This window comes from Pseudoalteromonas prydzensis, from assembly GCF_001661495.1.
Taxonomy (GTDB): domain Bacteria; phylum Pseudomonadota; class Gammaproteobacteria; order Enterobacterales; family Alteromonadaceae; genus Pseudoalteromonas; species Pseudoalteromonas prydzensis.
This window is the reverse complement of record NZ_BDDT01000016.1, coordinates 89,656-100,334: the sequence shown is the minus strand read 5'-3', so window position 1 is coordinate 100,334 and position 10,679 is coordinate 89,656. Positions and strand designations below refer to the sequence as shown.

The window sequence follows — 10,679 nt, the reverse complement described above, 5'->3', positions numbered from 1 at the left end:
CTCACCCGTCCGCCGCTCGTCAGCAAAGTAGCAAGCTACTCTCTGTTACCGCTCGACTTGCATGTGTTAGGCCTGCCGCCAGCGTTCAATCTGAGCCATGATCAAACTCTTCAATTAAAAGTTTTTTCTGTCTTCTCCCATAAAGAGAGCCGACACGCTCAATGAATTCTGAATTTATTTAATATCTTTCGATATTGAATTGACTGTGCTGCAATTCTTTTCTTAAGTAAAACCTAAGTAAGTTATTGCTGTTGGTCACTCAGCTTCTCTTTCGAGAAAACACATTGAGACTCTAAATTTTTTGTCTTACTACCGGAGTAGTTCGACTGTTAGAACTCAATCTGTACGAGTGCCCACACAGATGATTGCTTTATATTGTTAAAGAACGTTTGAGTTGCCTTAGCGACTCAAGGGAAGCGAATCATACGCTTTCCTATTTTTTTGTCAACACTTAAATTTAAACTTTCTAAAAAATCTAAACTCAAGTTTTACTCGACTTACTAAGTAGCTAGTGCTCCGCTATGCGTTGCGCTCTGCCGTCTCAGTGGGGTCGCATTATAGGGCGCGACTGATTTTACGCAAGCGTTTTTTAAAGAAAACTTTAAATAAAGTGCTGTTCGCCTGTTTTACGAGCTAAAGGTATCAAAAGTGATAGTTTTCTGAGCAGGCCAGCTCTCCTCTGGCCATTTTGTAGGCTCTACTGATACACTCAGTATTATTTACTCCAATATTTTTAGGTGCTCGAATGACAATCCGTTCTTATAAAGGAATGACTCCTACCTTTAATCAATCAGTCTATGTTGATGAGTCTGCTGTTTTAGCCGGTGATATAACTTTGGGAAACAATAGTAGTGTATGGCCTTTAGTTGCTGCACGAGGCGATGTGAACTATATCCGTATTGGTGAACGTACAAATATACAAGATGGCAGCGTATTACATCTAACTCGTTCCAGTAAAAGCAACCCTGATGGTTATCCATTAATTATTGGTGACGATGTAACCGTAGGGCATAAAGTAATGCTACATGGTTGTCGCTTAGGAAACCGTATATTAGTAGGCATGGGTGCCATAGTGATGGATAACGCGATTATCGAGGATGATGTGATTATTGGCGGTGGTTCACTAGTGCCGCCAAATAAACGTTTAGAGTCAGGTTACCTTTATGTTGGTAGTCCTGTAAAACAAGCTCGCCCCTTAACGGAGCAAGAGCTTAGCTTTTTAAAAATATCAGCAACTAATTATGTTGAACTTAAAGATGAATATTTAGCTGAAGATTAATTCAGTACAGTAACAATAATTTGTCCTGCCGAGTTATACGCTTCTTCTTCAATTTGTTGCTCGGCAAGCTCCTCATAGTCAAAGCGCCATAATTCAAAGTATTGCTTTGCTGCGGCACTATCTGGAATCGCTAAGCTTTGCGTATCAATAATACACTCCACCATTAAACCGCTCACTTGCGCGTAAAATGTGAGCAACTGATTTTGTGCGTTGAACTCAACTCTATCTATAAACTGAATAGCTTGATTCATTTAAGCTCTCCCGCCCTCAAAGCGCTTACCACTGGCAATATTTCAGGCATTTTATTACGCCATACATAAAAAGCTTGAGCTGCTTGACCAACCAACATACCACTGCCATCTAATACTGAAATATCTGCTTTATTGTCCTGAGCCCACTGCATAAACAAGGTGCTTTTTAGTGAATAAAACATATCATAAACGCAGTCACAGCCGCTAAGGTGTTTTTTATCAAGCGCAGGGAGTTCACCTAGCATACTGCTAGACGTAGAGTTTACGATTAGCGAGTAATCACTTTTTGGCAAATCATCAAAACCAAAGCCAGTTACCTTGCCGTATTGAGTAAATAATTCAGCAAGCGCTTTGGCTTTTGCCGCAGTACGATTTGCGATAACAATCTCTCTTGGCTGCTGTTCTAATAGTGGTAACACTACGCCACGGGCTGCACCACCAGCACCAATTAATAAGATGCGCTTATCTTTTATAGCAACTTTATTTGCTAATAAGTCATTAACGAAGCCGACTCCATCTGTGTTATCACCCAATAAGCGGCCATCATCAAGTAATTTAATGGTATTCACGGCACCAACGATAGTGGCAAGCTCAGTACGCTCATCGACTAACTCATAGGCTTGTTCTTTAAATGGCATAGTCACATTTGCACCAAGGCCTCCTTGAGCAAAAAAATCAGTGACTGATTTTTTAAAGCCGTCAATCGGTGCTAATATTGCGCGGTAGTCGATTTGTTCACCTAATGAGGCTGCAAATTGCGTATGTATTGCGGGTGATTTTGAGTGTTCGATTGGGTTTCCAAAAACCGCATATTTGTCCATGTTCAAGCAACCTCTTTTTAGTAAACTAACGATGATAAAATTATGATTAGACGACTTTTCTCAAAATCGAAACCAGCTGAACCACAACAAGCCCCCACGCCAGAAAAAACACCCTACCAGATGATGGGTGGCGAACAAGGTGCACGTGCTCTATCTGATAGATTCTACGATATAATGGCGAGCGATGAATACGCTAAACCGTTATATGATATGCATCCTCAACCATTAGATCGTATACGCCAAGTATTTTTTGAATTTTTATCCGGTTGGTTAGGCGGCCCAGACCTGTTTGTAGAAAAGCACGGCCACCCCATGTTACGAAAGCGCCATATGCCATTCCCGATTGATCAGGACTTACGCGATCAATGGATGCATTGTATGAATAAAGCATTGGATGCTGAAATTGATAACCCATTACTGCGTGAAGGACTACGCAAATCGCTAGCACAATTAGCCAGCCATATGATCAACCAGCATTAAAAAGGCGCATTATGCGCCTTTTTATTATTTATAATTGCCACTGTCTGGCTATTAATTCACTTGGTTTACTGGTTAACCACGCTTGCGGACGCAAGTAATACTGATACAGCTGAGCTTCGTGACTATCAGGTGCAGGAACATAATTATATTCCCAGCGGGCAAGTGGCGGCATCGACATTAAAATAGACTCTGTTCGACCACCTGTTTGCAGGCCAAACAAGGTTCCTCTATCCCACACCAGGTTAAACTCAACATAGCGGCCACGGCGATACAACTGAAAGTCACGCTGTTGCTGGTTGTATTCGTCATTTTTACGTCGTTCAATAATAGGTAAATAGGCATCTAAAAAGCCATTTCCAACCGCTTGCATAAAGGCAAAGCTCTTTTCAAATCCGTGTTCGTTCAAGTCATCAAAGAATAAACCGCCGACACCACGGGTTTCGTTACGGTGTTTGATGTAAAAATACTCATCACACCATTTTTTATAATTAGGATAAACTTCATCGCCAAACGGCGCACAGAGATCGCTGGCAACTTGGTGCCAATGTTTAACATCATCAAAAACTGGGTAAAACGGTGTTAGATCAAAACCACCACCAAACCACCAAATTGGCTCTTCACCGGCTTTTTCTGCAATGAAGAAGCGTACATTGGCATGACTGGTTGGAATATGTGGATTTTTAGGGTGAATAACCAAGGATACGCCACAGGCATGAAAACTGCGACCTGCAAGTTCTGGGCGATGCGCTGTAGCAGATGCTGGCATTGAAGCACCAAACACATGAGAATAATTAACCCCACCTTGCTCTATGACATTGCCATCACGAATTACTCGAGTACGACCTCCGCCACCCTCTGCACGTTGCCAACTGTCTTCCACAAATTGCGCTTCGCCGTCAGCTTGCTCTAAGCCTTGGCAAATTGTATCTTGCAGAGCCATAAGGTAGGTTTTTACTTGCTCTAGTAAATTACTGTGCATGTTTATCCTCTAAATACTTTGCCTGTCATGGCATCTTTAATGGTGCTTGGCTGAGTGTTACCACCGAGCGCTTCATCAACATAAAACGCCACTTGCTGGCCAAACTCTGTTTTTGCCATTGCAATACTGGTTACTGTATCTTGGCCTGATAAGTTCGCACTGGTAGAGACAAGCGGCTTACCAAATTGTTGGCATAATTGCTTTACTGTTGGGTGATTGGTAACGCGTACAGCTATGGTATCAAACTGACCTGTTAACCATTTTGGCGTGTTTTTAGCCGCTGGCATAACCCAAGTTATTGCACCTGGCCACTGTGAAAAAATATCAGCGCGTTTGTCCATAGGAATTTTTGCGTCATCAACGTATTTTAATAATTGCCCGTAATTATCAGCAATTAAAATGAGGCCTTTCTCGACTGGGCGTTGTTTAATTGCTAGCAAGCGCTCAACCGCTTGTTGATTATCAGGGTCGCAACCTAAACCATAAACGGCTTCGGTTGGATAAACAATAACGCCACCTTGCTCTAACGCAGCAACGGCCGTGACAGGAACTGAGGTTGAATCAGCCACAAGAAATCTCCAAAACTAATAATAAGCGGGTAATCATTGATCGACAGTAAGTTTATGCGAACAGTTTTTCTGCGGGCATTGTAACACAACACTATTAGTCATTTGTTTTTGCATCATCACCGGCCACTGACATGCAGGGCAACTATGTGCAACGGGTTTGAAGTTCAAGGTATATTTGCAATTTGGGTAGCTGTTGCATGAATAAAAAGTTTTCCCATATTTATTGCTACGAGCGACCAACTGGCCTTTTTTACATTTAGGGCAAGCTGGCAGGGTTTCCTCATTAGGCTCTGGCTCATCATGGGCAATATAATGACAATTAGGATAATCAGTACAACCAATAAACATGCCATAGCGGCCATTTTTAACCACCAATGGATTGCCGCAATCTGGGCATGGGCTATCCTCTAGCACTTTAATTTGGTGATTATCATGCTGGGCTAAGGAGCGAATAAAGTCGCATTTAGGGTAACTTGCACAACCAAGGAAAGGACCTGACTTGCTATTACGAATAACAAGCTCTGACCCACATTGCGGGCACACTTCGTATTCTTTTTCTAAGGCATGTTGGTTTGCAGAGAAAAGCGATTGGTCGATTTTACTCATGTGTTTCCTAAGCAGCTGACTAATTTTCGCCTAATATACCCAAACTAATTAAAGATACAAGTACAGTACTCGCTTAATGTAATACCTCTGCTGGCTCATCAAAAATTAGCTCTTCCATTTGCGCATAAGCTTGCTCTGACCCTGGTACATTAAACAACACCATCAGTACCACCCATTTTAAATCATCAAGTGATATATAAGGCTTATCTAACGCGAACAAACGGTCCATTACCATCTCACGGGTGGCGCTATTGATCACTCCGACTTGCTCAACAAACATCAAAAAGCCACGACACTCAGTGCTGAGCATCTGACATTCACTGTCAGTAAAAATGCGAACTGCATGCTGTGGATGGGCATTTAAATAGGGGAATTCATCGCTATGCTGTAAATCAGCAAGCTGCTCCAGCCAATCAAGTGCTTTGTATATTTCGGGCTTATTAAAGCCAGCCCTTAGTAACTCATCAGTGAGTTCATTGTGCTCAACAAAGACTTCAGCTTCGCTGTGAATATAGTTTTCAAATAAATACATGAGGATATCGAACATGTTACTTTCCTCCAAACTAGTACACTAACGCTTATCGAATTCTAATATAGCCATCTAATACACGCTCTACTCTATCTTCTAGTTCAAGATCAAGCAAACGAGCTTGTACTTTATCTATTGACCACTGGCTACGTTGAGCAATTAGATCTACTGCTGTCACTTCATAACCAACACTGTTGAGTACTTTACAGCTAGCCTCCTCAACTGTTAGCTCTTCTATATTATATAGACTGCTTTCACAGAAAAAGCTCACTTCATCGAGAATATCACTGACATTTTCAACCAATTTTGCTCCTTGTTTAATTAAAAAGTGACTGGCTTCTGAGAGTGGGTTTTTGATTGAACCGGGTACCGCAAACACCTCTTTATTTTGTTCCAGCGCATAGCGTACAGTGATAAGCGAGCCACTTTTAATTTGCGCCTCAACAATCAATACCCCAAGCGATAACCCCGATATTATACGGTTACGGCGTGGGAAATTATTCGCATTAGCGGCAGTACTGGGTAAAAACTCACTGACTAATAACCCTCGCTCACAGACTTGATCGGTAAGTAACTTATGCCGCTTAGGATAATAAACATCCACACCAGTACCTAACACTGCAATGGTATTACCATTACCTGCTAACGCCCCTTTGTGCGCAGCACCATCAATACCAAGCGCCATGCCAGAAGTAACTGTAAGCCCAGCCAGTGTCAGTTGATGAGCGAATTCAGCAGCAATTTCCAGCCCGGTAGGCGTCGCATTACGACTACCAACAATCGCAATTTGTGGGCTAGCCAATAACTCTACGTTACCACGACAAAACAATAATAAAGGCGCAGTAGCAATTTCTTTCAGTAACGCAGGGTATAATGGATCGAAATAATCAATTGTGGTTATCTGTGATTGCTTAATTAAGCCTTGGTAGTGCTCAACCTGTTGCCAATTTGTGGCCAGCAAATTACTGGCCACTTGCGGGTTTAAACCACATTCAGTGAGTTGCTGATGAGTAAGCTTAAATAAAGTATCAAGCGGCTGCTTTTGCGCTAATGCGAGTAGGGTTTTCACCCCTAACCCTTTACACAAATAAAAGGCAAGCCAATGACTTAGCTTGCCTGATGAATCTTTCATGCTCCCTCCTTAGAGCACTCAAACCTGATTTAATTTATAACTGCAAAATCACCGACTCGGATTGGGTGCTGGTTTTTTACGATTAAAGCGTAGCTAACGTTGTTATAAACCTTAAATACCATTAACTCACCGACTTTTTCTTTTGGCATATGCCATACTTGGGTATCTTCATCTGGTTCTGCGCCAAAAAATTCGTTGGTATTTGTCACTAATTTTTCAAGACTATTTGAATCTTCTTTATAACGCGGACCATTACGACCATCAAAAACCGTTGGTGATTGACGCTCAATATCCAAAATATGGCCTTCTTCAATTGCCTGCTCTGACCCTAAGTTTAGCACTACAATGTCCATCGTGCTGAATTCTCGCAAACCACTGACTGATGAAATGATTGTCCCGTCTACTGGCTGCTCAGGGCGGTGGATATTAAAATAGGCTGGTAATAACTGACCATCCATTGCCGGCATTAAAAAGTCAGCCGGTTTAATTTCTTGTTTTACCTGTTCAAGTTTCACTGAAGCGGGTACACCGTTTGCAACATCACCCTTTCTAAATACCCGCCCTACAGCCACCAACTGTGTATTATTGGCAAGCACTTCATTGGTGTTTGGATCAACAAACTCTTGGCCTTTACGATAAATAGCGTATGACTCATAAAGCTCTAAATCACCTTTTACGTAAACAATATGCCCTTCAGTGTTCATTTTAGTATTAACATTGGCACCTAGAATATACGGTTTCTCGGCAATTTCTTTTGCATCAATTGCCTGCTCGTAGGTCAGGTAAGGACGTAATAACTCAAGTGGTAAGGTCGGCACCGCATTTTTACCTTTTGGCGTAATACGACCATGTGGAGAAAGCTTTTTATAGCCAGAATTAACCACTAAACGCGGATTACCATGCTCATCATAGATCAAAGATAGCGCATCACCCGGATAAATCAGGTGCGGATTGTTAATTTGCGGGTTCATTTGCCAAAGCTCAGGCCATTGCCACGGCTGCTCCAAATATATTCCAGAAATATCCCACAACGTATCGCCTTTTTTTACAACGTATTGTTTAGGCGCATCTTTTTTTATTGTTAATACATCAGCTAACGATGGAAAAGTAGCACTTAATGCCAACATTGCCGCGAATAATGGGTATCTCATTGAGCTTCCTTGTGGTGTTTTTTCATTATTATCAACCAAAACCTGTTAAAGGTGAACGCGAATGGCTAAAATAAGAGCATACAATACCCTAAATTAAGCACAAGTGAAAAAGGTTACTATGGCTAGGTTAGAAGTTTTAAGATTTCCAGATGAGCGTTTACGTACTATAGCAAAAGAAGTCACACAAGTTGACGATCAAGTTCGCCAAATTGTAAAAGACATGCTGGAAACTATGTATGATGAAAACGGCATTGGATTAGCTGCCACACAAGTTGATATTCATCAACGAATTGTGGTCATTGATGTCTCTGAAGAACGCAATGAGCCATTAGTGCTGATCAACCCCACTATCACTAAACAAGATGGCAACACTGTTAGTGAAGAAGGCTGTTTATCGGTACCTCACTCATATGCAAAAGTTGACCGTGCTGAAACTGTCACTGTGACCGCACTAAACGAACAAGGCGAAGAGTTCAGCTTAGATGCCGATGAGTTATTAGCAATTTGTATTCAACATGAATTAGATCACTTACAAGGCAAGTTATTTATCGATTACTTATCGCCACTAAAGCGCCAACGTATTCGTAAAAAGCTTGAAAAAGAAGCTAAGCTAGCAGCACAATAATAAGCACCTTAGGAAAACTCAGTGACACAACCATTACGCATTATTTTTGCCGGTACGCCCGATTTTGCTGCCCGCCATTTACAGGCTCTAATTGATTCTGAGCATCAAATAGTTGGTGTTTACAGCCAACCAGATCGCCCCGCTGGTCGCGGTAAAAAACTCAAAGCCAGTGAAGTAAAAGAACTGGCTTTACAGCACGACTTACCTGTTTTCCAACCCGCTTCATTAAAAAGCGACGACGCACTTAGCGAGCTAAGCAGTTTAAATGCCGATATCATGATTGTAGTCGCCTATGGTCTGTTATTACCTAAAGCTATTTTAGAGGCACCGCGTCTTGGTTGTTTGAATGTACATGGCTCAATTTTACCACGCTGGCGTGGAGCTGCGCCGATTCAACGCGCTATCTGGGCTGGCGATAAAGAGACCGGCGTCACCATTATGCAAATGGATGAAGGCTTAGATACTGGCGATATGCTGCACATCAGCCGCTGCCCTATTGATACAGCTGAGTCCAGCGCGAGTTTATACGCTAAGCTTGCTGATTTAGGTCCAAGTGCGTTAATCGAAACCATTGCTAAGCTAGCCAATGGCGAGATCACTGCGCAAGTACAAGATGACCAGCAAGCAAACTACGCCAAAAAGCTATCTAAAGAAGAAGCTAATATCGATTGGTCTATGGATGCCACGCAGATTGAGCGTAATATCCGCGCCTTCAATCCTTGGCCCGTGTGTTTTACACAAATGGGCAACAACACCGTTAAAATCTACCAAGCGAATGTGGTTGAACAACAAGGTAATGCAGGTACTGTGCTACAAAGCGATAAACACGGTATTGTTATTGCCTGCGGGACAAACGCGCTGAACATCACCCAACTACAGCCACAAGGCAAAAAGCCAATGGCCATTACAGACTTTTTAAATGGTCGAGCAGACTGGGTAACCCCTGGCACACTAATAGGCGAACACAATGAGTAATGTCAGGGCGCTGGCCGCCGAAACTTTATATAACGTGGTTGATAAAGGCGCGTCTCTCAATCAAGAGCTGCCGTTTGCGAGCCAAAGTTTATCACCTAAAGATAAAGCCCTTTTACAACAAATTTGCTATGGCGTATTACGTTATTTACCAAGTTTAGATAACTATTGCCAACACTTAGTTGAGCAACCACTTAAAGGCAAACGCCGTATCTTCCAGTTTTTGCTGTATGTTGGTATTTACCAACTACAACATATGCGAGTTCCACCGCATGCAGCTATAAGCGAAACGGTTAATGCTTTAGAACAACTACGTGCATTGGGTTTAAAGGGGTTGATTAACGCTATTTTACGTAGCTTTCAGCGCCAACAAGCTGAGCTGGAAGAAAAAGCTAAACAAATACCGGTGTGCTTATACAATCACCCAAACTGGTTTATTAAGCAAGTTACTGAGGCTTACCCAGAGTCTTGGCAAGCACTGTTAGAGGCCAATCAACAACAAGCGCCAATGTGGTTGCGAGTTAATCAGGCGCAATACAGCACTGCTGAATATAGTGAAATGCTTAGCGCAAATGATATTGAACATACGCTAAACCCAGACTTTCCCGATGGTATTAAATTAGATAAACCTCGCGATGTATTTTCATTACCAGAATTCGATACCGGTGCATGTTCAGTACAAGATGCCGCAGCACAGCTTGCAGCGCGCTTTTTAGAGCCAAAAGCTGACGAGCATATTTTAGATGCTTGTGCCGCACCTGGCGGTAAAACGTGTCATATTTTAGAATTAGCAGATGCCGATGTACTTGCACTAGATAGTGATGCCACTCGTCTTGAACGCGTTAAGCAAAACTTGGTACGTATTGGTTTAGGAGCCGATTTGCAGTGCGCCGACGCGTCACAGCCACATAAGTGGTGGGATGAACGTCAGTTTGACCGTATATTACTCGATGTGCCTTGCTCAGCAACGGGTGTCATCCGTCGTCATCCAGATATTAAATGGCTACGTCGAGCGTCTGATATTAATGATCTAGCAACGTTGCAAGGCGATATTTTAAATAGCATTTGGCCGTTATTAAAACCAGGCGGCACACTAATTTATGCAACCTGCTCAGTGTTACCGCAAGAAAACCAACTGCAAGTCGCTAAGTTTTTAGCAAATAATAACGATGCTGAACATATTCCGCTTCATGATAACGATACCCCAAGCAACCCTGGGCTGCAGTTACTGCCAGGCGAGAGTGACGGATTTTATTATGCCAAGCTTGTAAAAACACACTCATAA

Annotated in this window: 13 protein-coding genes and 1 rRNA gene; 5 read left to right on the top strand and 9 right to left on the bottom strand. The window is 42.3% G+C overall.

What is annotated here, in order from left to right; translation table 11 throughout:
• Nucleotides 1–117 (bottom strand): 16S ribosomal RNA (locus A7968_RS19925); the annotation flags it as partial.
• Nucleotides 118–745: 628 nt separating this feature from the next.
• Between A7968_RS19925 and A7968_RS19920 the strand changes: the two genes are divergently transcribed.
• A complete protein-coding gene (locus tag A7968_RS19920) occupies nt 746–1,279 on the top strand; it encodes a gamma carbonic anhydrase family protein (RefSeq protein ID WP_064668292.1) in 534 nt (177 codons plus the stop codon).
• Here A7968_RS19920 and A7968_RS19915 read toward each other — a convergent pair.
• Nucleotides 1,276–1,530 carry a DUF1488 family protein gene (locus A7968_RS19915; RefSeq protein ID WP_064668291.1) on the bottom strand — a complete coding sequence of 85 codons (255 nt, stop codon included), beginning with the start codon at nt 1,528–1,530 and terminating at the stop codon, nt 1,276–1,278. The two genes, A7968_RS19920 and A7968_RS19915, sit on opposite strands and share 4 nt — an antisense overlap.
• Complete coding sequence (gene aroE, locus A7968_RS19910; protein ID WP_064668290.1) at nt 1,527–2,351, bottom strand: shikimate dehydrogenase; 825 nt, start codon at nt 2,349–2,351, stop codon at nt 1,527–1,529. Before aroE ends, A7968_RS19915 begins: the two co-directional genes overlap by 4 nt.
• 42 nt (nt 2,352–2,393) lie before the next feature.
• Here aroE and A7968_RS19905 point away from each other — a divergent pair, with 42 nt between their 5' ends.
• Nucleotides 2,394–2,831 carry a group II truncated hemoglobin gene (locus A7968_RS19905; RefSeq protein ID WP_064668289.1) on the top strand — a complete coding sequence of 146 codons (438 nt, stop codon included), beginning with the start codon at nt 2,394–2,396 and terminating at the stop codon, nt 2,829–2,831.
• A 28-nt stretch (nt 2,832–2,859) separates the two neighbouring features.
• Here the strand turns inward: A7968_RS19905 and hemF are convergent, their stop codons facing one another.
• The 6 genes from hemF to A7968_RS19875 form a co-directional block, all read right to left on the bottom strand.
• The gene (hemF, locus tag A7968_RS19900) at nt 2,860–3,810 is read right to left on the bottom strand and encodes an oxygen-dependent coproporphyrinogen oxidase (RefSeq protein ID WP_064668288.1); all 951 of its coding nucleotides are present in this window, start codon (nt 3,808–3,810) and stop codon (nt 2,860–2,862) included.
• Nucleotides 3,811–3,812: 2 nt separating this feature from the next.
• Nucleotides 3,813–4,379 carry an L-threonylcarbamoyladenylate synthase type 1 TsaC gene (gene tsaC, locus A7968_RS19895; protein ID WP_064668287.1) on the bottom strand — a complete coding sequence of 189 codons (567 nt, stop codon included), beginning with the start codon at nt 4,377–4,379 and terminating at the stop codon, nt 3,813–3,815.
• Nucleotides 4,380–4,412: 33 nt separating this feature from the next.
• A complete protein-coding gene (locus A7968_RS19890; RefSeq protein WP_064668286.1) occupies nt 4,413–4,985 on the bottom strand; it encodes a DNA topoisomerase family protein in 573 nt (190 codons plus the stop codon).
• 73 nt (nt 4,986–5,058) lie between these two features.
• The gene (locus A7968_RS19885) at nt 5,059–5,532 is read right to left on the bottom strand and encodes a DUF494 family protein (RefSeq protein WP_064668285.1); all 474 of its coding nucleotides are present in this window, start codon (nt 5,530–5,532) and stop codon (nt 5,059–5,061) included.
• 31 nt (nt 5,533–5,563) lie between these two features.
• Nucleotides 5,564–6,646, bottom strand: a complete 1,083-nt coding sequence (gene dprA, locus A7968_RS19880) for a DNA-processing protein DprA (RefSeq protein WP_064668284.1) — start codon at nt 6,644–6,646, stop codon at nt 5,564–5,566.
• A gap of 29 nt (nt 6,647–6,675) precedes the next feature.
• Nucleotides 6,676–7,797 (bottom strand): LysM peptidoglycan-binding domain-containing protein, encoded by a 1,122-nt coding sequence (locus tag A7968_RS19875; RefSeq protein WP_064668283.1) that lies wholly within the window; start codon nt 7,795–7,797, stop codon nt 6,676–6,678.
• Nucleotides 7,798–7,915: 118 nt separating this feature from the next.
• On the opposite strand from A7968_RS19875, the gene def reads away from it, so the two are divergent.
• The 3 genes from def to rsmB are packed head-to-tail and all read left to right on the top strand — an operon-like array spanning nt 7,916 to nt 10,679.
• Nucleotides 7,916–8,422, top strand: coding sequence for a peptide deformylase (gene def / locus A7968_RS19870; protein WP_064668282.1), 507 nt, complete (start codon nt 7,916–7,918; stop codon nt 8,420–8,422).
• A 21-nt stretch (nt 8,423–8,443) separates the two neighbouring features.
• A complete protein-coding gene (gene fmt, locus A7968_RS19865; RefSeq protein WP_064668281.1) occupies nt 8,444–9,397 on the top strand; it encodes a methionyl-tRNA formyltransferase in 954 nt (317 codons plus the stop codon).
• A complete protein-coding gene (rsmB, locus tag A7968_RS19860) occupies nt 9,390–10,679 on the top strand; it encodes a 16S rRNA (cytosine(967)-C(5))-methyltransferase RsmB (protein ID WP_064668280.1) in 1,290 nt (429 codons plus the stop codon). Before fmt ends, rsmB begins: the two co-directional genes overlap by 8 nt.

Excerpts from the sequence above, each read along its gene's own strand:
- A7968_RS19920 (WP_064668292.1), top strand. The coding sequence starts at position 746 with ATGACAATCCGTTCTTATAAAGGAATGACTCCTACCTTTAATCAATCA.
- A7968_RS19915 (WP_064668291.1), bottom strand. The coding sequence starts at position 1,530 with ATGAATCAAGCTATTCAGTTTATAGATAGAGTTGAGTTCAACGCACAA.
- aroE (WP_064668290.1), bottom strand. The coding sequence starts at position 2,351 with ATGGACAAATATGCGGTTTTTGGAAACCCAATCGAACACTCAAAATCA.
- A7968_RS19905 (WP_064668289.1), top strand. The coding sequence starts at position 2,394 with ATGATTAGACGACTTTTCTCAAAATCGAAACCAGCTGAACCACAACAA.
- hemF (WP_064668288.1), bottom strand. The coding sequence starts at position 3,810 with ATGCACAGTAATTTACTAGAGCAAGTAAAAACCTACCTTATGGCTCTG.
- A7968_RS19890 (WP_064668286.1), bottom strand. The coding sequence starts at position 4,985 with ATGAGTAAAATCGACCAATCGCTTTTCTCTGCAAACCAACATGCCTTA.
- A7968_RS19885 (WP_064668285.1), bottom strand. The coding sequence starts at position 5,532 with ATGTTCGATATCCTCATGTATTTATTTGAAAACTATATTCACAGCGAA.
- dprA (WP_064668284.1), bottom strand. The coding sequence starts at position 6,646 with ATGAAAGATTCATCAGGCAAGCTAAGTCATTGGCTTGCCTTTTATTTG.
- A7968_RS19875 (WP_064668283.1), bottom strand. The coding sequence starts at position 7,797 with ATGAGATACCCATTATTCGCGGCAATGTTGGCATTAAGTGCTACTTTT.
- def (WP_064668282.1), top strand. The coding sequence starts at position 7,916 with ATGGCTAGGTTAGAAGTTTTAAGATTTCCAGATGAGCGTTTACGTACT.
- rsmB (WP_064668280.1), top strand. The coding sequence starts at position 9,390 with ATGAGTAATGTCAGGGCGCTGGCCGCCGAAACTTTATATAACGTGGTT.